This window comes from Rhizobium sp. K102, from assembly GCF_022385315.1.
Lineage (GTDB): Bacteria > Pseudomonadota > Alphaproteobacteria > Rhizobiales > Rhizobiaceae > Rhizobium > Rhizobium croatiense.
This window is the reverse complement of sequence record NZ_CP092432.1, coordinates 214,655-235,353: the sequence shown is the minus strand read 5'-3', so window position 1 is coordinate 235,353 and position 20,699 is coordinate 214,655. Positions and strand designations below refer to the sequence as shown.

The following is a 20,699-nucleotide window of genomic DNA, read 5'->3' as shown; positions in this document are numbered from 1 at the left end:
GGTCGCCGGCGTCACTATCGTGCGAACCGAGGCGTAAGTCGCTCGGATCCTGTTCCATGTCTCGGCTCTCTGAATAGTAGTCCTCGATCCAGGCGTCCGTATCGAAAGCTCCGGTCACGCCTTCGATCCACCCACTTACTTCGCGAGAATCGTCATCGCGCGGCTGGTTCCGTCTTGGGTACATCGATGCCGGTCCTCCGGAAATCAAATTTGGAACCTCGATCCTAATGCCTGCCGACCGCCGCCCAGCATGCTAAAGCCAGATCCAATCATGCCCTCAAGGCATGGCCGAACACCATATGGCGACGGCTTGCCGACAATCGTCTGCACTCGACCATCAGGCCGGCACATGGCTTGAGAGGCTCGCCAGCTTGCCGCTTGCCATGCGGAGCCCGCTAAAATTGGCCTTCATTTAAGCAGTTTCGGGTGATGTGTGGAACATGCAGCGCGAAGGGTGCCGTCAGAATTTCCGATTCCAACCAATCTTTCCGCCGGCCTTTCTGATTTCGCCGCCTCAGGCAACGGAACCATTGCGGTGTAGCTGCTGACAGAACCCGTTGCGCGCCTGATAGTTATGCGACCTATGGGGCGGCGATCAGGATGAGACGCGCGCGACAATCTGGATGAGATTCTTATGTCGCGGTCGGGATGAAGTTATCATGTTGATTGTCGCTGGCAAGAGCTTCATCGTGGTCTGATTGCCGCTCCGCGACTAACCGTGCGGTGCCTTTGATTGTCGCGAATGAGGCTGGCCTGCCGCGCCGGCGTTTGACCCCCATGGGTGGAACGTCGTCGACAGCTTTCGACGTTCATTTCGAAGATCGTTGCGTGATGAACAAGTCGGTCCACCGCGGCACCCGCCCGCAGGTGTCAGGCGAAATGAGAAACTGACCCCCTAACGAAATGAAGAACTGCCCCCTCGTGTGACAACGAGGAGAGATGGATGACAAGTGCGATTTCAGCGCATCCTGCATCGTGGGGAACGATGCAGGGCGAAGATATGCTTGAGGCAGATGAGGTGGTGGCAATGTTGCGGCTGCACGAGCTTGGTTGGGGTGCCAAGCGTCTATCGAAGGAATTTGGATGTGCTCGCAACACTGTCCGTCGATATCTTCGTGAGGGTGGAGCGGTACCCTTCAAGAAGCCGGTTCGGAGGAGTGCTTTTGATGGCCTTGATGATTGGCTTCGTGAACGCTTCTTTCGCCATGATGGCAATGCCGATGTGATCCGGCAGGAGCTGGCGAGCGAGCATGGAATTATCATCGGTTTGCGTTCGGTAGAGCTTCGAGTCCGGGAATGGCGGCGGGAACTCAAGGCGCAAAAGCGTGCGACAGTGCGGTTTGAAACGCCGCCTGGTCGTCAGTTGCAGATCGACTTCGGGCAGACGCGTGTCTGGATCGGTGACGAGCGGCTTCGGGTAAACGTCTTTGTCGCCACGCTAAGCTATTCCAGACGCATTCATATCCGTGCCTCATTGAGAGAAGGGCAGACAGATTGGTTCGAGGGGATGGAAGGCGCGTTTCTTCGGTTTGGCGGCGTTCCCGTTGAGGTTTTGCTGGATAATGCGAAGGCACTTGTCGAACATCACGACGCGGTTAGCCGGGAGGTTCGCTTCAATGCGCGACTCTGGGCGTTTGCCCGTTACTGGGGCTTCGCGCCACGCGCTTGCGCTCCCTACCGGGCGCGAACAAAGGGGAAGGACGAGCGCGGGGTCGGGTACGTCAAGAAGAATGCTATCGCTGGTCGCCGGTTTGAGAACTGGGCTTCGTTCGAGGCGCACCTTGACCGATGGATACGAGAGATCGCAGACCGACGAGAACACGGCACGACTGGTGAAGCACCAATTGAACGCTTTGCTGCGGAGGCCGAAGCCCTTCGGCCGCTATCCGGCCGCGCACCGTTTGGACAACTACGCGACCTCGTGCGCAAAGTGCAGGCGGACTGCGCCATCGATCTCGACACAAACAGCTATTCCGTACCCTGGCGTCTCATCGGCGAGAGCGTCCAAGTCGTTGTATTGGCTGGCCGTGTAATTATCCGTCACGCTGGCCAGGTTGTGGCCGATCATCCTCTCTGCCAGGGACGGCGACAACGGATCGTCGACCGGGATCACTTTGTTGGCTTCGCGGGTAGCGAAGGACTGGTTCGCACCGCTCCAGTCGAGCTGGCACCAGCCGCCTTGCTGCGACCTCTTGCGGAATACGAGGCCGTTGTTGGAGGTGGCTGGTGATGACGACCGTCGATCACGATTTACTCATCGCGACACTCGATCGGCTAAAGCTGACGGCGATCCGCGATCAACTCGACACGTTGCTGGACGAGGCGGCCCGCTCGAAGATGACGTTGCGCGAAGCTCTGGCGTTCCTGGTCTCACGAGAGATTGCCCGGCGCGATGAACGGCGCATCTCGATGTCGAGCAAGTTGGCGCAGTTCCCCTTCGTACGCGAACTCGATGGCTTCGACTTCGAGGCACAGCCCTCGCTGGATCGAGGACAGATCAGGGAGCTGTCAACCTGCCGCTGGATTGCTCACGGCGACACCGTCCTATTCCTCGGACCTCCGGGCACCGGTAAGACGCACCTTGCTGTCAGTCTTGGCCGAGAAGCAATCCGCCAGAACTACAACGTTCAATTCGCCACGGCGGCCACTCTGGTTGCGATGCTCGCCAAGGCCCATAACGATGGCTCATTGGACAAGCAGTTGACAATCCTATCGCGGCCGAAACTGCTGATCATCGACGAGCTGGGATATCTGCCCTTCGAAGCTAACGCCGCCCACCTGTTCTTCCAACTGGTCTCTCGCCGCTATGAAAGGGGATCGATCCTGATTACCTCCAATCGATCGGTCGGAGAGTGGGGGAGCGTCTTTGGAGACCCTGTCGTCGCCACCGCGATATTGGACCGCCTGCTGCACCATTCGACGGTGATCACCATCCGAGGTGATAGCTACAGGCTTCGCGAAAAGCGCCGTTCCGGCCTTCTGCAGAAGGCCGGAACAGCGCTTGAGACAAACGAAACAGCAAATCAATGAAGGGGTCAGTTCTTCGTTTCGCCTACGGGGTCAAATCTTCACTTCGCTTGACAGCAGGCATAGTTTGATAGTTGCAGGATACGTGGTCGGCATCGAGTACCAAACTCACACGTTGGCTCATGATCGCTGTATGAAATGCATCCGGCGCCATGGGCGGGTTTCGTCCTGGCCTGAAGCCATAGTAGAACCCGCAAAGGATAGGCCGTCATAGACGGCACTAAGCACTTCAGCGACCGCGCCAGCATCCTTCGCACCCGAGGCTCTTCCCGCATCCGTATCTGTCTACACCTCAGATGCGACAGCCGTCGCCTCTTGGGATGCTGGCCAAACGTCACGTTTTGAAGGAAGACTGGCGACGTGCACATTCGATGTCGCCCCCGGCACTGGGGATCGTCTCATCTGGGTTGGCGCGCTGCACGTGGCCGCGTAAAAACGGATTCTCTCTCAACGGTTTGGTGCTTTTTCAAGAACCACTGGCATCTATTGCTCGATCCATCTCCACCCTATTGCAGGAAAAGGTAAATGTCGTTCTCCATGCCTGATGGCCCCAGAGTGGCCGTGTAGGGCACACCATGGATAGTGATGCTGGTCTGGGGGTTGTCCGCGCTCGGCAGCAACTCAAGCCAGGACATTGCAAGCCGAAGGCCAGCCGGTGCCGGTTGATTGCGGTGTTGCCAGCTCGGAGGGACAGCTCCTCCCAAGTCGTCCACAGGCAGCGTGTACTGTGGGGTGCCGAAGATCGATGCCCCCAAGCTTTGCTCCCATGGTGCGTCTGGCGGATTGACGCTTTGCACCGGTGAATAGGCAGCTGACGGCAAATCCTGCCGGAAGGTCGCTGTATTCCAGCTATCGGCGGGAAGCTGGCCGGGTTGACCCACTCCATGCCAAAACTCTGCGGGATCGGCGATCTGTGTGGAGGACTCCGGTTCAGCCGCCGCAGCCCCCGCTCGAGCACTGTTGGGCGCGGTGCTCAGACGTCGTTGGAGTTGCTCCCGATCGGCGACGAGGTTGTCGAGGTGCAGCACGGCTGGCCGGCCTCTTCGTGCCAGTCGTCTAACGAGCGCCCGCGTGCCGTCAACCACGAAGACTCCGCAATCATAGTCGTTGCGCTGTTGGGTCATGCGGACGGGCTCCAGACGGGTACCCAACCTTTGTGCGAGCATTGCTGCAAACTCGTTGTTCTGGCCCCGGAAGGAGTCATAGTGATAGGCAGCCGGCCCCTCGCGGTTGCGACGGTCAACGAGTAGCAGCGACCAATGGGTGCCGCGGTGATCAGGATCCGAAGCACTGGCATCGCTCACTGGAAGGAACAGGAAGTCGGCTGTATCTCTTCCATTCTGATCATTAACGATGCGCTGGAAAGCGCTCAGCGCGGTGCTCTCATCGCCCAGGCGCAGATGATAATGGGCTATCAGGGGATCGATAAGCCGCGTCCTGGCGGCGAGATCCGGATCGTTTCGCTGCAAGTCCTGCATTAGCAGCTCATAATCCGTCTGGATATGCTGGTCGCCCAGCCATTCGATATGGTCGAGCGACAATCCGCTGCGGCCTTCGATCGATGGATCAACCTGCTGCAGCGGCGAAGTTGATCTGAACTCGGCACGTGGATCCGAACGGCCGTCCAGACCGGCCGGTTCCCGGCCACTTGCCTGCTCAGGGGACAACCCCGACGCTGCGTTCGCCTCAACGACTTGCTGGTACTGCCGAAGCCGCTTGAAAGAGATAGTGTGTTTTCCCATGTCTTCGGTGAAGTCTTGGTAATCTTTTTTCAACGACCATTGCTGCTGATCACTGCCGTTGAGCCGGCTCGCTATGCTCTCCCTGCCCTCCCTTTGGAGCCAAGCGCTAAACTTTCGTTGGTGACTGGTATTATTCCGAGAAGTCGGGACCGGTCCGAACTTACTCAGCTCTTCCTTGGCCAAGCTATCAATGACGCGGGCGTCGTCGGGATAAGGATCATGTATCTGGCGCCCCATCAGGCGCGGCCCAGGTCCAACGGCTTGGAGTTCTTGCCCCTCAGGCGCGAGCCTCCTGAAATGAGACAGTGCTGACTTAAGACGGTCCTGACCATCCCCACCGCTTGCCCAATAATCCGCGATATCAACGGCTAGTGAATCTGGATCGTTTAAAAGCCGAGAAGCCATCGAATCTCTGTTTTCTGCTCGGAGCCAACGAGCGAACCTCCTAAGAATCCCTAAATTGTTCTCGACGGTAGCCTCGGGAACCCTTCCGTCCCCTCGGCCGACGCTACCGTCGGGTAGAATTTCGTAGTTTCGGACTGCTTCCGCGAACTGGTTGATGCGGGTCTCGTCATCGGGATGCATGTCCCGGTCGGCGGGGCGACCACGCTTGGCGCCGACGCGAACCTTGGTTGAGACCACGTGAGTCTCCGTTGCGGCATCGACGTCTTGCTGCCCCGAACTCCGCGACGACGTCTTGCCGCTGCTCAATCCGAACGCCTTCTTGAACCCTGACGCCATGCGCGACGTAAATCCGCGGCGTTTGCCCTGCGGCGCCGCGGCGACTTCGCCCGCCTCCGCCATATTGCTCGATGTCTTGCTCCCCGAGCCGCCGAATCGCAAGCTGCTGGAGCCCGCCCGAGAGACGTCTATGCTGTGGCGGGCGCCGCTCAACGAGTTCTCCGGCGCCAACGACTGCGGCGTCACTCGCATCGAACCGCCCACGGATCTGCGACGCGGCACACGGTCGCCGGCGTCACTGTCGTGCGAACCGAGGCGCAAGTCGCTCAGATCCTGTTCCACATCTCGTCTCTGTGAATTGTACTCCCGGATCCAGGCGTCCGTATCGAAAGCTCCGGTCACGCCTTCGATCCACTCACTTACTTCGCGAGAATCGTCATCGCGCGGCTGGTTCCGTCTTGGGTACATCGATGCCGGTCCTCCGGAAATCAAATTTGGAACCTCGATCCTATTGACGCCGGACGGCTCTCCTTCCCGTCGAAGCAGGACGAACAGTCGCCGATAGCCGAAACGCCGACGCTCGTTTGCAAGGTCACGCAGCTTTGCCCGCAGCGCCACCTCCGGCGGTCGGCAGGACCGATAACGCACCGTCTTGCGGTCGGCGGATATGATCTGGCAGGCCCGCCGCTCCGAAAGACCCATCACGGCCTTCAGATGCGTGACGGCTTCACGCTTGGCGGCAGGCCCTACCATTTTTTTGCAAGAAGCTCGCGGAGCGCCGCCGCATCCAGCATCTGTTCGGCCAGCAGCTTTTTCAGCCTGGCGTTCTCGTCCTCAAGCGCCTTCAGCCGCTTGGCCTCGGACACTTCCATACCACCGTATTTGGCTTTCCAGTTGTAAAACGTCGCTTCCGAAATCCCGTGCTTACGGCAGAGGTCGGCCGCCTTCGCGCCTGCCTCCTGCTCCTTCAGTACCGCAATTATCTGCTCTTCGGTAAATCTCTGCTTCTTCATTCGTCCGTCCTTTGATGGGCCGGACTCTAATCAAATCTGGAGGAAATTCGCAGTGGCAGGTCACCTTCACCACCTAAGGGGTCTACGTGGCTCCGCTTTTCCAAAGCATTTTAGAATATCGATTTTGCATGATGGCGACCAGTCCGGTTGCACTAGCATATGCGTAATCTGCAATTGGAGACCAACAACGGTGAAAACAGAACAAGCCCGCGGGGCGGTAAATTTTCCGAGACGCCTCTAACATTCAAGCTAATCTTAGCCCTGCCGCGGCGCAGACACCTCCGACGGACTGTCAGCCGATTCGACGATGGTCTGGCGAAGGGAGCCACGCTTTCGCGGATCCTCGAGGCTTGGGCTGAGGTAAAGGGATCAGGAGCGGCGCATGCAACGCGCACCGCCCGCTTCATCGAGTCTAGCAGTCACGTATCCGCTTTATAGGCCGGACATGTGAGCGCACCGTTCCCATGTGAAGCGACTGAAAAGAATGCGCTTCATCACACCTTTCACTCTCAGGAGAGACCGCCATGGATAACTCAGAACGATCGCTGCGCTACAACATTTCCGAGGAAGATGATCGCACCCGGGCCATGGCGGGGTGGATCGAGAATATGACCGGGGCACAAACGCTTACGGGCATGCCGTCCCGATCAACGCCAGATCCCCATGCTCTTTCGCCTTCGTCGCCAACGCGACCATACTCGCTCTCTTCCGAACCTCCAATTAAGGTGCTCGACAGATCGACATTTGCCAGAAAAGTAAGGGAATTTTACGGTGATGAAATCAAGCACATTTCCGTCAATCCACAAGAGTACTCGCCCTTCGTGTCCTCTAAAGCCCTGCGTACGGCTACCATCGCTCGACTCTACGGCGGCACCGACAATGATACGCCCAGCGCGCGATATTTCAGCTATGATCTGGGAGAACGAAGCGTTGGGCTTTTAAGAACAGAGGATGGATTTAGCATCGAAAACGAGCCGTGGCGGGAACTATTTCCCGGTCGAAAAAGAATCACGTCGATTGTAGACCTTCGCGTTACTCATCCGCTTGTCGAGAACGCAGGCGATATTCTGCTCGAACATCAACTTCAACTCGACGGCGAACAGCCGTTGATCATGTCACGTCCCGCTACGCCGGAGATGGGAACCCGTCTAGAGCAGATGGGTTTCGTTGATGTGGGTGAAAATCGCTGGGTGCTCGACCCTACGCAACATCCCGACAAGTGGACAAAGAATAGCAAGGGTGGATGGCAGCGCGCCGACAAACCTTGGAGTTATCTCTCTAAAACCGTGGAGTATCTTAGCGACGATGAAGCAGGTGTCGAGGAGCATTCGAGTGACGCCAGTGTCGAGACAGATTCATCCGATGATGACCCGTCTTGGTACTTCGAACACCTCAATTTGAACCGCGGCTAAAAGCTTGCCTCATCGTGAGGACTTTTTGCGCCGCCGGCTGAGTTGATACGCCCTTGTATTACGGGAGGACGCAGGCGAAGATTAGAGACTGCAATAATTGCTGCGACTCTCTGCGACGGCCCGCCTCATGCTGCACTCCGATCCTGCCGCGATGCAGATTGGCGGGGCTGGCTTCTGGGTGGTCCGCAACGATATCGCCGTTGGGGGTATCTTCTGATAATGGCCGTCGGGTTCGAAAACCTTCTGGTTGAGCCCCTAAAAGATCACCCAGGTACTCCCCAGGCGCCTCATGAATAACGACACCGAAGCGCTTGAACTCGAATCGCTCGTATCCGGACCCGTCGCCAAGCCCAAGGCGACCGTCCGACACGATGTCGATGAATGATCGACGTGCGAGCTGACCGGAAACCGCACGGTCCGGTCGACATCATCGGGACGCGCCCATGGGCCCCATCGGCACGCGTCGGCGAATAGCGGCGAGATCCGTCTCGTCGGCGCGTTCCAGTTCTCGACCATCGGCGTGCGCACATAGCCGAGCTCTTATGGCCGTCAGGCCCACTCGACGCGACGCCAACTCGCATGCCAAACTTTTCGTGATCAAGATCAGGCCCCTTCCAGGCAGCGTAGCCGTTGCGTCTGGGATCGCCCAGCAACCCGCCCAGCGAGGCCACATTGAAGATCACAGGGCCGCGCGGCAACGCCGCACCGCACCGTTCCGCTTCCAGGAAGATCCACGGCAACGACAATGTCGCCGTTCGCAAAGGCAGCGACCAGAGCGCGGCCAATCCCGCCTGCAGCGCGTGTAATGACGGCGGGTGTCTGCTTGCTTCATGGATTAGCTTCTCCTGCTCCGGCGTATGCGATCTAACGCTAAAGGAGCCAGATGACAGCAAGTTAGCACCACGTCCCGGAAAAGAAGAGTTCGGCACCAGCTGAACGCGCCGCTATTCCGCCTCGGCTTTCATGCTCTTTGCCGCTTCCGAGCGTATAGACCGGGTCGTTAGAATGCGATGTTCCGATCGGCTGCCTGAAACCGAACCGCTCAATCTCTGGCGACGCCGCCTGCTGTGTCTGCTCCTCGAGCCAATCATAGACCACTGTGCGGTCGGCAATTCTCCACTCCCCTTCCCTTTTCTGAAAATGGTCGCAATATCGACCACATAGGAGAAACCTGGCAACGTATGATCCGGCCGCAGTCCGGCCCTCGTTGGAGCGCAGTGAAGTAGCTCTCGACAGCTGCTTCAGTCGGGCTGATAAACTCAATCAGAACGTTGGTGATCTGGTGGATGTTGCGCGGTTCGGTCTTGAAGACACCAAGCGTGAACTCAATGAATCCCTCGGCGGAGCCCGTATACGCTCCGTGAACGTCCTGCGCATCAGGCCAGAAGGAGCTGCGCAGCCCCGCCTCGTCCGCCCGTCTATCCCGCGGCAATACCGATAGGACAGTCGCGGATCGTTTCGCGATCATGCAATTCGACCCATTTTCGTGGTCCATGGCCCGTCGCAAGTCTGGTCTTGAGTTGAAAATGGCGTTCTATGCATCTGCGAACGGACATTCGCGCCGTCGGCGCTTGACTTGGTCTCGCAATGCCACTTCCCAGGGAACGTCTGTGAACTCAAACAGCGTGCGTAGGACAGCAACTCCCGCGCAATCAAGGACCATTGGTGCGTTGGATTTTGTCTGCAAGAACAGCCAGGGCCTCTCTGCGCTTGTGTGGAAGGTAGCTAACGGTCCATTCGGCGACAATGCGGTCGACGAGTTCGCCAGAAAGAGCCCAATGTCGACTGGATCCCCGTTTGCGGCCGCCGGGGCTGCCGGTGCCTGTCTCGGCGAAGTCTCCTCCAAAGCCTGTGATCCGAACGATCCTGCCTGGCTCCCAATCGGGCTCGTCTGACCGAGCGGGAGCGGCTGATCGACGCGAGGGAGAAATCTGGGGCCAGGCGGCTCGCCTCTCGGCGTCACCCCACGTTAGGCTGGTTATGCCATCCGCGGGCATCAAATCGGGGTGAAAGAAAGTTCTAAGCCTGGTGTGGTCGAGCGGCCCGACCTGCCCTCCTCAACTCAAGCACTCGAGGCGAGCCGCCATTTTACCGGTGTAGGTCTATTGTCGAATGCCTGACAACCCTATGTCGGGTCGCAAATGGAGGGAACCGGACAAAAAACGCTAACCAATTGAAAACCTAAGCAATTTTCATTGGCATGGCCCTTGCTTCTTGAACCGCGACGTTAAGCAGCAACGGAGCCTTTAATGCCCCCACCAATGATTTCGCTCAAGAACCTGACCAGCACGACAACTATGAACCAACTGCTGGCCACAGCGAAGTCCACTGCTTGCGCCGCGTCATTGTGCGGTTCGTCCGCAAAGCCGCACCACGTCGAGCCGGCTGTCTGGGAGAAAATCACGGACCTTTCCTGCTATTTAGAAAAAGCGCACTACTATTTCGCGCGCATGCACGTCGTAGCCGCACCAGCTTGCAATATCCAGTGCAACTACTGCAATCGTAAATACTGCGCCAACGAAAGCCGGCCTACGCCTGACCAGGCGCTGCGAAAGGTCGTTGCGGTCGCCAATGAAGTCCCTCAGCTTTCCGTGCTCTTTATCGCCGGACCAAGCGATGCCTGTTATGACCGGAAGAAGACAAAGGCGACATTTGCACGCGGAGCCACAGAGGTCCCCGATATCAAGCTGTGTCTTTCAACCAACGGTCCGGCAGTGCCAGACCGTGTCGGCGAGCCTGCTGACATAAATGTTGATCACTTGACGATCACCATCAAAATGGTCGATCCGAGAGCCGGCGCGAAGATATCCGCGCCACTGCAGGGCCGAGCCGCAGCTCAGCAGAAGCCCGGATACAAGCAGACCCCGCGAGCACATAGGCATCCAAGTCTCGATATTCGTCCAACATGCCTGGCACTCTCGGGCGCAGCAGCGCTGAGCCCTTGGTCATCTCCCCGCGCAAAATCCCCGTTTGCTCTCTTTGATGCTTCGGGAGCATCCCGATCACCGCTTCTTGTGTCAGTCTGCTCCCGTCTCCAACGCTGCGGCGACCTCCTTGCGCAGCCATTTATGCTGCGGGTCGTGATGGCACCGCTCGTGCCAGATGAGCATGACCTTGTACGGTGCCGGCTCGAGGGGTGGATCAACAACCCTAAGCGGCAGCATCGCGGAAACTTGGGTCGCAACGCGGCGCGGGACGAGCAATACCAAATCCGTTGCCGAAGCTACCACCGCTGCCGTGAGAACGCTGGAAAAAAGTATGGGACTACGATCCGCTCGCAGGTTGGGCAAGTGGTCGTAGATCGGGCCGAAATGGTCGGGGAGTCCGTACTGATGGCAGCGTGACGCAAGGTCGCGAAGTTGTCGATCGTCCATTCCTGCGCCAGCGCGGGATGGTCGTGGCGCAACAAACACGCGAAGCGGTCTGTATAGAGACTGCGCCGAAAATAGCCAGGCAGTTGCACGTCAATATGCCCAACGGCCAAATCAATATCACCTTGCTCAAGCCCCCGCACGGCACGATCAAACGGCAAACAGGCGAGTGTGTCGAGATGAGGGGCACGCTCGCGTAACCACGGCAGGAGGCGCGGTAGTACAGCCAAAGCTTGATGATCGGGGATCGCCAGCGTTGCCCCCTCCCCATTCTTTTGAGATTAGGCTGCGGCTTGTCACCATCTCTCGGATCGTACGCAGTGCCGACGGCAGCCTTTGAGCCAGGTGTTCGCCTTGCGGCGTTGGGATCAAACCCGTTGAAGACCGCACCAGGAGATCATCATTGAACAAGCCGCGCAGCCTTCCCAGTGCCCGGCTCATCGCCGGTTGACTCCGCCCGATGTGCTGGCCCGCGTGCGTCACGTTCCGGTATTCGAGCAGAGCCTCGAGCGCCACCAGGAGGTTGAGGTCTATTGATGCTAGGTTTAGCTGGTGTCCAGTGAGGCGCTCTCCTCTCCAATCTTGCAACATCTTTCGCCTATAAGCGAGTTGATCCGTCACCTCTTTTTCTACATAGCGTTTCATGACGTTCATTCCTCAACAATCAATTCCGGGTCCAACGTTTTCGAGTTCATCTCGGCGGTGGAGCGCGGGTGACAACCTCATGGCATTGTGCCATCACGCGTCCAAGGGGCGGCCAGATCTGTGTGACGATGGCGATCACATGGAACATCGGGGTGTCCCACAGGAATATAGCGCCCGTGTCGACTTCCCCGAGCCCGTTGCAACAGTCTCGGATCCGATGCTGGGGTGCTTGGGTGAAAGAGGCGCACGCGCTCGAGCACAGCGTTGCAATAGGCCTCGGTCGCATAATACGCGATGCGGTCGATGTCGCTCAGGTGAACACCTGCAGATGCGAGGCAATATTGAATCGAACGCGTTGGTAACTTGTTGGAGTGCTTGATCCGGTTAAGGCGCTCCTCCTCGACCGCCGCTATCACTCGCCCGTCGCGAACGGGAACCGCAGCCCCATCGTGCATAAAGGTGCTCGGTAGATCGGACGAATTTTCGTAATCTTTGCTTAGACCGCCACTGAGCCCTAGACACAGCATGTTGCTCTCCAGTTCGTTTCGGAAGGTAGGTCGCTCTGGCCTGGCCACCGGCCTTCGTAGTTTCATAGGGTGGCGCTTGACAGTGCAGCTAGAGCTCACGGGGTCGAAGCCGATACCATTAGTGACCGGCGCGGCGACATTGCCGACAACCGATCCTGCGCAACCTTCTTGATCATTGTTGCGACGCCGCACAGAAACCCGGGCCGAAGCGCTTGCAGCAGAACTGCCTAACCTATCCACATCACTCAATCCTTCATATTTCGGCCCGACAGCCGCAAGAAAACATCACGAGGTTTGGTGGCCCTGCAAAAGGCGCAGACCAAGTCCTCGCGGCTGCGAGCGCGCCTGCTCTGGCTTCTAGTGATTGTGGGAGATGCACTCACAGGTTAGTCGACCAGGGAACAGTGCTTCTTGTGAGAGCCCTATCAGCACTGAAACGGGAGAAGCAACGGTGAAGATTCTGCCCGATCACGACCAGCGTAAGATAACAATCGAGGCCAGGCAACTGACAGAGGGCTCCAGGTCGAATTTCCAGCATCGTCTCCGCACCTGAGGACCCATTTTTTTAGAACTCCACATAATCTACACAGCGCTCTTCAGCGTTTTCTAAGGGCAATCGTTTTGAGCAGTAAAATCGTTTTTGTGGATGGAATGCGTGCAAAAAGGAATGGGTGGATTCATAGCAAGGCGAGCGGCACTTTCAAACAGCGGCCGTGATGATCAACGTTTACGGCAAATCCGCCTCCGACGTCGGTGCCGACGACCGACCTCCGAAATCCTCGTGTATCGTCGTACCCGCAACACTCCTTCTCTACTCTGGTTTTCAGCCGATAAACCTAGCCGCAGCTTCGCCAGTCGGCACGTCGATAAGCGTGATCGGGCTTGCTGCAAGGAAACGGCGTTGGTTGTTGGTCGGCGCTGCCGCATCCAGCACCGCAAAACGTGGTGCGTTGGATCGCGTCATGATCCGTCGGGCGTAGGTGCGCAGCATCTGGTCGTTGAAGCGGCAGCCGATGAAGAAGAGCCTCTGTTGGTGCGCCGCTCCTTCACCGCTTCGCTGACCCACCTGAGCGGCGGAACTCCTTCCGTCGCTGATGAGGCCGTTGATGGCCTGCTCGCCCGGCCTTCCGGTGGGTCGGCCGGCATCGAGACAGGCGATTATTACGCGGCGGGCGCGGCGCGCGAGGTTTCGATGCGCTTCAGTCCATCGGTGATGGCCGCGAGCCCTTCCCGCAGCGTCTGCCCTATAGTGCCCGGACCGATGTCGATTGGAGGATTGTCAAGCATGGCTACAATGTCGCTGCCGTTGAGATAATCGAGCTTCTTCTGGACTGTGGTTCGGACACGCTCGGTCGCGCTCGACAGTGCCTCACCGTTGCGTTCGGTGATGGCGGAGAGCTGATCTGAAAGCTCTCCTCCGAACTGCAGGAAGATGTCGTCGACATACCTCCACGTTCCGCCGCGGGCTTCCACATCGACCATCTGGTTGATCTTGCTCTTTACCTCATCCCGCAGCGTCAAGGCAGTGTCGAGATGAGCCTGCCATATAGCTATGATACTTTCGACCGAGTTCTCGATGGATTTGGTCCTTTCGGGCTGGTCTGCGATGCCAAGAAGGACCAGAAGTTGATCATCGTTACCGAGCCGCGGGACCACCGCTGCGATCAGACGCTCCACAACCGCGCGCCTACGGGCTGCATCGCCTAGTTCCTTCGGCCATTGCGACGACACTATCTTCGCAATCCTCTCAGAATTCGCGTTCTCTAGCGGATAAGAAAGCTGTCGCTCCTGAGCCTTTGCCTTGATCAGACGGAACAAGGACTCTACTACCTCGTCTTGATCGAGAGCGCCCGTTGGAACTCTGTTCAGATCGATCCCATTCACCACGACCTCTTCGCGGCGGTCGCCGTTTGTCTCGCCCTGCCCCGCCCCATCGGGCATGTCATCCACATATTGAAGATTCCGCAGATTCTCAGGATAGGCCAGCATCAACAGAAGTCGGCCGGCGAAGTTGTGCAGCGTTGCCTCCTGCTCTTCCGGAGGCGTCGCAGCCAGCACACGTTGCAGCCAATCCGCGATCTTCGTGGTCAGATGGGACAACTCTGCGGTCTGTCCCGCGCCAATTTGCGCGCTGAGACTTACTGCGTGATTGGAAATGGTCGCGGCCGCGGCGGCAATGCCCTCCTTCACTTCCGGGAGAAGCTGCTCCAGGAGCTCAGCCCCGCCTTCACGCTTGCTTCTCTCTTCAGTTTCTTCAACACTCCCTGCAGAGTTCCCTTCCGCGCTATCGAGCGCCGTCATCGGCCGATTGAATTCTTCAGAGTCGTCGGGTGGAAGAAATTGGGAGTTCTCCTCGGCGTTCATCTCAAACTGCTGAATGTCTTCTTCAGTTAAGATTCCTGCTTCCTGCATGTCAGGCAACCTCATGCGGAAGTTCACGAAATACTTCTTCATCACCTTTTGGACCTGCGGGAACCCGGCCTTTCCACCATCAGCCAACTTGACGAGGATAACGCCGTTTTCGTTCATCCTGCCCGTGCCTCTCCGCAGAAGCGAAAAGTTCTCCTTACTACTATCCTCATCATCTTCAAAAGGCATGTTTTTCAAAGTTTGTGCCAATCCATTGAGCTTTTTCTTACTCACCAGGACAGCAGGCTTCCGCAGATCGCCAACCGTGCCGACCGCAAAGCAGAACTCCAAATCCGCTCTGTTCTTCGTCTGGTCGATCAACTGCAGAAATTTCTTCGCTCTTGTCCTATTGTGCTTCATTCCGGCCATTATATCTCTCCAGTTTCCTGTTCTAGATCAGTGTACGTCGGTTGATAGGGTGGGACAGGATCTGATCACCCAACTTCCCGAAGATCTGCCTGATGGAGGTGACCGCGCTCTCCAGCGGTCTAGTCGAGCGGGAAAGCGGCGCGCCGAGATCAAGCGACGATCGCCGCCAGTCGCAGCCGTGACCGCCTCCGATCCGGCCGGCAACCGACATGCCGACCTCTCCCGCCGCAGACCTGCGTGGGCGTCTCGTGACCCCATAGGGCTTTCCCAGCGCCAGTCGGATGCTATCCCGGCGTTCATAAGAAATCTGGACATCGGAATTCTGACAGCAGATTGCGGGACAACGGGCTCATCACGCTGTCAGGCTGGAGGTTAAAAACCGCCCAATGGCGACCGGACACCAGTCGTACCTGAATAAGGTCCCCTCCTCCCAATGGCTGCTTATCCGCCTCATTTAAGAGGCGAAACAGCGCCCAATGGCCGCTCCTGGAGAGGGTGGCGCCTTGAAAACCGATGAAAGCGACGGAAGCGCCGCCGACGCCGCCGGCCGTAGGCCAATGGAAATGCATGGCCGCGGCGGCCGTTCCTCGTCGATGTTCGAGGCGCTGGCCGTCGATGTCTACCACCACCTGGTCTGTCAACGGATCGGTCTCGGCGACGGTGAGCAGGAATCCAACTGACACCTGGCCGGCATCATCGAACATGGTGTCGCGGATCGTGGCTGCCCGTTGGAACTGGGCCAAGGTATTGCGGCCGATAGGGAAATCGACACCGCTCGTTGGCCGAAACTGCCACGAACCTTTGGATTTGTCGACGAATGGGGAAAGGTTCTCGGCGAAGAAAGTGTCGATCTCCGCCTTGCGGCCGAACAGCCGGGCGAAATCGCTCAAAGGGATATCCCGGCGGGATCCGCTCGCGAAGGGATACCGTCCTTCGGTAGCCCGTCGGCACAAATCGCCGGGGCCGCCCGCCCAACCGCTCGCCAACCCGCGCCTCATGCCGCTGACGGTTAGGTCCGAGCTGTGGCGGCTGAGGCCGAGGATCCATTGCCGGATGGGTTCGGGCAGATCGGCCGCCCCCGCCTCGATCTGTTGGATGGCGACGCCCGCCTGCCCGTTGTGTTCCAAGATGTTCGAACCCGCCAGCCCCTGCGCCTGGCTGAGGGAGCGATACAGTTCGCCGAGATCCCGGAGAGCACTGTCGATCGGCGCCTGCGCGCCCGCTTGGCTGTTCGACGGCACTTCGACCAGCTGGTGCAGCCACCGGAAATGATCGCCCATATAGAGCTGGACGTGAGCTTCAGGCGTGTCCGCGGCCGGTTGAGACCGGAACAGTGCCTCGAGCTCGCTTGGCAACACCTCGCCCTGGGGGACACTGTCACCTTTCGTCAAGCCGTCCTCGGGAGCCGGTGGTTGCTTGAGCTTTAGCTCCTGCGCCGCCGCGAAAAGGAACAGGCGCATTGGTGACGTCGGCGCGGACAGCGTGTTCAAGGTGCGCAGCGCGTCATCGATACCCCCAGACGGGCGGATGGACATATCGCCAATGAGCTGGTCCCAGCGCAACGCGAACTCCTGAGCGTAGAGATCCGCCGCCGAACGCCGCAGCTTCTGGCTCACATCACCGGCTGCAATCGGCGCGACTACCTGTGAGTTGAGAACCCAGCCTTCTGCAGCGACAGCGTCAGCCACTTGCGGCAGCAATCGCAGGAAGGTTCCGTAAAACCCCGCCCTCGTGTAGATGCCAGGAACCCCCTCGCTGAGCGGCTGTCCCGATTTGCGAGCCAGGACGCCCTGCGCCAGCGGCCCGGCATGGTCGGCCAGACGCCAGGTTGGCGCCCGCGAGGCTTCGGGACTGGTCGCGATGATGTCGAGGACGCGGCGCGCCATCGAGACGGTCTGGAGCTTCGCGCGGCTCCTCTCGATCAGTTCGCCATTAAGCTCACTATGGGGCAGCGGCCCTTCCATGAGTGCATCCAGGTGATCAGCGAGCGCGCTGCGCAGGCCGGCATCGGCTTCGGCCGGAAACATCACTCGCCAGTCGGCAGCCATCCAGTTTTTGACGACCGCGCGCTGGAGCGGACCCTGCTGACCCAGCATCAGGTAAACCTTTAACGCCTGGTAGACGAACTGATCATCGTCGTGCCGCTCGACCAATAAGGTTTCCAACCGGAACATCAGCCGCGGCAGCAGGATGGTGTTCACGGCGCGGCGGTACGCCGCGAGCGTCTGAACCTTGATTTTCTTACTCTGGTCGAGACCCGAACTTGATAGGCGGCCGCCCGCGCTGTCGCCGTTGGCATCACGCAGCCGCTGAAGCAGTGGCAGGATGGGTCGAAGATCGCCACTCTCAACCCGGTCGAGCTTCAGCTTTTCAGCCCCTCTGGCATAGCTGCCAGCCATTAGGCGAACGCTCTCGATCAGCTGAACATTCCGAATATAGCTGAACGTCCATAAGACGCTGGCGGTAACAATGACCGCCGCTATCGTCGTGTAGGCGCCATACCGGATCCGCCGCTGGCGCCGATCGAAGCGGTGATTGGCATCGACGAGCCCAGCTTCGGCGAAAACGACTTCGCGCAGCAGCCGGCTGATGAAATAATTACGGCCCGGGCCACGAAGCGCTGTACAGGGCGGCTGAGCGATCTCGAAGGTCTGAGATCTGGCGTTCGCAACTCGATCGAAGGGCATGCCAATTTGCGTGCCGCTTAAGAAGTAGACGCCGCGGAGCATAAGCGGTTCCTGGAACGAATTCCCGCCAAAGGCTTCCTTCAAGAACTGTTGCGTCAGGTGCTTGAGGCTAGCGACCTGCTGTGGGAAGCCGAACATGAGCGCACGACGCTGGAGGTTGCTTTCGTGCTGCATTCGTTCAAGCAGCCTTTCGTTTAGGCGGCCAACAAGCGCATCGTATGCTGCGGCAAACGCCATCGGATCGCCTTCGTCCTCCGACGCCTCTTGCGCAAAGGTGAACCCCCACACCGCCTCCCGCCCCTCGCGACCCAGATCGTCGAAGAATTCAACAAATCCCGCCAGCAGATCGCTCTTAGTGAAAAGCACATAAATCGGCAGTTGCAGGCGAAGCTCCCTGTACACTTCGAGGAGCCGCTCACGGATACAGCGCGCGCGATCGGCGAGCACTTCCTCGGATGTAGAATTCAGCTCGCTGATTGCGATCGTGACTAAGGCACCGTTCAGCGGCTGCCGTGGCCGGGAGCGTCTGAGCATACGAAGCAAGCCACGCCAAACCGCTTTGTCCCGGTCTGCATCACCCTCCTGTATCGTGTAGCGCCCAGCAGTGTCGACGAACACCGCGTCATCGGTGATCCACCAGTCGCAGTTTTCCGTACCCGCTAACCCACCGGCGGCTCTCAGACCGGACCTCGCCGCCATCGGAAAGCTGAGCCCGGAATTGACTATTGCTGTGGTCTTCCCCGAGTTGGGCGGACCGATCATCACATACCAGGGCCGCTGATAGAGCCACCGCCTGCTGATACCTCCTGCGTAGCGGCGCCCCTTGAGTGTGGTAAGGGTCTCGCGGAAACGATGACGAATCGCCTCCAGCTCTCTTTCAGCAAGCGTGCTGGCTTGCCCCACACTTCGGTCGGAAGGCCTTGGGTCTCCCTTCTTCTGCTCGGCCCCACCCGCGTCCAGCGCTCCCGACACTCGTGATTGGACGAGGTCTTCAAAATAGGCCTGAACCTTGTAAAGCTGGGACTGGATCAAGTAGATCACGGTGTATCCGACCGGAATCAGCATCGATGCCGCGATCTGGCTGCGAAGGCTGTCAAGCGGCGCAAATCCTCCGACCGAGATATGCGGTCCGAGCGTGAAGATTAAGGCACATACGATCGCCGCCCCGCCGACACGGAGCCATTGCCACCTAAGCGCTTTCTTGATTGACTGCATGGCTTGTCTTCATTGTGTCTTTGTGATGATGATTTGAATCCGACGGTTCCGCGCGCGGCCCTCGGGCGTGTGGTTCGAAGCGACCGGTTCTCCGCTCCCTCTGCCCTCTTCTCGCACGCGGCCTGGGTCATCCATCATGGATTTGATAATCTCGGCAGCTGCGCTCGCACGCGCGAGCGAAAGGGAATCGTTTGAAGGGAAGGCGAGTGATTGCACCGGAATGGCGTCGGTGTGCCCGGTCAGGAGGACCGATCCCGACTCACCGTTCAGAGAACGACCAATTCGTAAAAGAAGCGGCAGGAACATTTTCTTCACTTCCGGACTAGCAGAATCGAACATCCCGGAGGCGCGAATGATAACGACGATCTGCTGTGGGTCCTCGGACACAGTGACAAGCCCTTCGCGGATTTCGGGCTCGAGGAAGTTACGCAGTCGGTCGCTGCTCATAACAACCTTTGGTGGCAATGCGATTCTCGCCGATCTGACAACGCCGTTCGGCGGCAATGTCGCGATATCGTTGAAGACAGCGTCGGCGCGGGCATTTAATGCATGCAGGAGTCCGGTATAGATCGAGAGGAGTAATCCTGCCCCAAACGCTACGACGGCCCAGATTGGAACGATTGTGCGGCGTGGCTTCGGATTATTTGAGTTCCTCCGCCAGTGCGGGGATAGTTCGCGCTCGAAGTCACCACGGGCTGCTCGGATCAGGCGGTAGACGTCTTCGCACAGCACACTGAGCTCTGCGGCTCCTCCCGCAGTGACGCGGTAGCGGCCTTCGAAGCCCAACCTCATGCAGTAGTAGAGCAGCTCCAGCAGTTCTATATTGATGGCCGGTTCATTTTTCAATTGCGTCAGCAGATCGAAGAAGCGCTCGCCGCCCCAGGTATCGCTGAACAGCGATCCCACCAAGCTGCGCGTCGTCCAGACGCTGTTGCTGCCCCAGGCTGTGTTCAGAACGATGTCATCGATGGTCGCGCAGAGGGCGTATTTGCAGACCTTGATCGCTCGCGAGGGCAATCCGAGCGGCGTGATCCGACGCTCAAAAGCATCGATCTCCCGCAGCACCCTAAGGCGCAGTGCTTCAACGTCGATATGGCTAGCACTGCTCTTGAGCTGAGCGCTGAGACCCAGCAGCGCCGCCGCGGCCGCGACCAGTGGATTAAGTCGGTCGAGCGCAAGCATCTCCCAGGTAAGTTCGTCCGCCACTGGCGATGACGGCGAAGGGACAGCCAACTGCTCCTCGGCGTGAAGGAGGACGAGTGGCTGGGATTTTGGCATCGTTTCCTCAATCACCATCATCAACCCGCCCACTTCCCTTCGGAGCGGACGCTCTCATCGTGGGATCGGCGGGCGGGTCGACTACGCTCTCGCACTGGGCGCGCGAAGTCGGCGCCGAAGCTCCGGAGCAAATCGGTTTCGATGCTCGATACGACGTCATTGAAGACGCGCACGTACGCACTCCGGTTTCGCGCCTTATGGTTGCGGTGCAAAAGGGAACGGGGCCGCCCCATCGCCTTCTCGATCCCTGCTAGGGACAAGCGTGCACGGACGCTGGACAGAGCCTTCTGCACAGCCGCGAATGACACGTCATGCGTCCCACG

8 protein-coding genes and 7 pseudogenes are annotated in these 20,699 nt (G+C 58.7%); 4 read left to right on the top strand and 11 right to left on the bottom strand.

Annotated features, from left to right (window positions below):
- Positions 1–632: 632 nt before the first annotated feature.
- Positions 633–855: pseudogene (locus MHI61_RS01135) on the bottom strand (hypothetical protein); the annotation flags it as partial.
- Positions 856–943: 88 nt separating this feature from the next.
- Between MHI61_RS01135 and istA the strand changes: the two are divergent.
- Positions 944–2,230: an IS21 family transposase gene (gene istA / locus MHI61_RS01130; RefSeq protein ID WP_029875831.1), complete on the top strand. Its 1,287-nt coding sequence runs from the start codon at positions 944–946 to the stop codon at positions 2,228–2,230.
- A complete protein-coding gene (gene istB / locus MHI61_RS01125) occupies positions 2,230–3,030 on the top strand; it encodes an IS21-like element ISSme2 family helper ATPase IstB (protein ID WP_009997167.1) in 801 nt (266 codons plus the stop codon). Before istA ends, istB begins: the two co-directional genes overlap by 1 nt.
- A 503-nt stretch (positions 3,031–3,533) precedes the next feature.
- On the opposite strand, the gene MHI61_RS01120 is transcribed toward istB, so the two are convergent.
- Both MHI61_RS01120 and MHI61_RS01115 read right to left on the bottom strand, forming a co-directional pair.
- The gene (locus MHI61_RS01120; protein WP_239789261.1) at positions 3,534–5,702 is read right to left on the bottom strand and encodes a Ulp1 family isopeptidase; all 2,169 of its coding nucleotides are present in this window, start codon (positions 5,700–5,702) and stop codon (positions 3,534–3,536) included.
- Positions 5,703–5,954: 252 nt separating this feature from the next.
- Positions 5,955–6,463 (bottom strand): annotated as a pseudogene (locus MHI61_RS01115) (transposase); the annotation flags it as partial.
- 524 nt (positions 6,464–6,987) lie between these two features.
- Between MHI61_RS01115 and MHI61_RS01110 the strand changes: the two are divergent.
- Positions 6,988–7,875, top strand: a complete 888-nt coding sequence (locus MHI61_RS01110) for a hypothetical protein (RefSeq protein WP_029875558.1) — start codon at positions 6,988–6,990, stop codon at positions 7,873–7,875.
- 117 nt (positions 7,876–7,992) lie between these two features.
- Here MHI61_RS01110 and MHI61_RS01105 read toward each other — a convergent pair.
- Together MHI61_RS01105 and MHI61_RS32715 are read right to left on the bottom strand one after the other, a co-directional pair.
- Positions 7,993–8,257: pseudogene (locus tag MHI61_RS01105) on the bottom strand (LLM class flavin-dependent oxidoreductase); the annotation flags it as partial.
- A 705-nt stretch (positions 8,258–8,962) separates the two neighbouring features.
- On the bottom strand, positions 8,963–9,343 hold the full coding sequence (locus MHI61_RS32715) for a nuclear transport factor 2 family protein (protein WP_335723779.1): 381 nt from the start codon (positions 9,341–9,343) through the stop codon (positions 8,963–8,965).
- Positions 9,344–10,124: 781 nt separating this feature from the next.
- On the opposite strand from MHI61_RS32715, the pseudogene MHI61_RS01100 reads away from it, so the two are divergent.
- A pseudogene (locus MHI61_RS01100) lies at positions 10,125–10,682 on the top strand (radical SAM protein); the annotation flags it as partial.
- Between the two features lie 210 nt (positions 10,683–10,892).
- Here the strand turns inward: MHI61_RS01100 and MHI61_RS01095 are convergent.
- The 6 genes and pseudogenes from MHI61_RS01095 to icmH all read right to left on the bottom strand — a co-directional run bounded on the left by MHI61_RS01095 (position 10,893) and on the right by icmH (position 20,397).
- A pseudogene (locus MHI61_RS01095) lies at positions 10,893–11,900 on the bottom strand (LysR substrate-binding domain-containing protein).
- Between the two features lie 239 nt (positions 11,901–12,139).
- Positions 12,140–12,418, bottom strand: a pseudogene (locus MHI61_RS01090) (carbamoyltransferase N-terminal domain-containing protein); the annotation flags it as partial.
- A gap of 823 nt (positions 12,419–13,241) precedes the next feature.
- Positions 13,242–13,436 (bottom strand): annotated as a pseudogene (locus MHI61_RS01085) (hypothetical protein); the annotation flags it as partial.
- A gap of 143 nt (positions 13,437–13,579) precedes the next feature.
- Entirely contained in the window at positions 13,580–15,196 is a 1,617-nt protein-coding gene (locus tag MHI61_RS01080; RefSeq protein WP_012489526.1) for a hypothetical protein, read from the bottom strand.
- A gap of 296 nt (positions 15,197–15,492) precedes the next feature.
- On the bottom strand, positions 15,493–19,098 hold the full coding sequence (gene tssM / locus MHI61_RS01075) for a type VI secretion system membrane subunit TssM (protein ID WP_239789223.1): 3,606 nt from the start codon (positions 19,096–19,098) through the stop codon (positions 15,493–15,495).
- Between the two features lie 9 nt (positions 19,099–19,107).
- Positions 19,108–20,397 carry a type IVB secretion system protein IcmH/DotU gene (gene icmH / locus MHI61_RS01070; RefSeq protein WP_012489524.1) on the bottom strand — a complete coding sequence of 430 codons (1,290 nt, stop codon included), beginning with the start codon at positions 20,395–20,397 and terminating at the stop codon, positions 19,108–19,110.
- Between the last annotated feature and the right edge of the window lie 302 nt (positions 20,398–20,699).

Coding starts and splice junctions, on each gene's coding strand:
- MHI61_RS32715 (WP_335723779.1), bottom strand. CDS start 9,343: ATGATCGCGAAACGATCCGCGACTGTCCTATCGGTATTGCCGCGGGAT.
- icmH (WP_012489524.1), bottom strand. CDS start 20,397: ATGATGGTGATTGAGGAAACGATGCCAAAATCCCAGCCACTCGTCCTC.
- MHI61_RS01110 (WP_029875558.1), top strand. CDS start 6,988: ATGGATAACTCAGAACGATCGCTGCGCTACAACATTTCCGAGGAAGAT.
- MHI61_RS01080 (WP_012489526.1), bottom strand. CDS start 15,196: ATGGCCGGAATGAAGCACAATAGGACAAGAGCGAAGAAATTTCTGCAG.
- istA (WP_029875831.1), top strand. CDS start 944: ATGACAAGTGCGATTTCAGCGCATCCTGCATCGTGGGGAACGATGCAG.
- tssM (WP_239789223.1), bottom strand. CDS start 19,098: ATGCAGTCAATCAAGAAAGCGCTTAGGTGGCAATGGCTCCGTGTCGGC.
- MHI61_RS01120 (WP_239789261.1), bottom strand. CDS start 5,702: ATGCGAGTGACGCCGCAGTCGTTGGCGCCGGAGAACTCGTTGAGCGGC.
- istB (WP_009997167.1), top strand. CDS start 2,230: ATGACGACCGTCGATCACGATTTACTCATCGCGACACTCGATCGGCTA.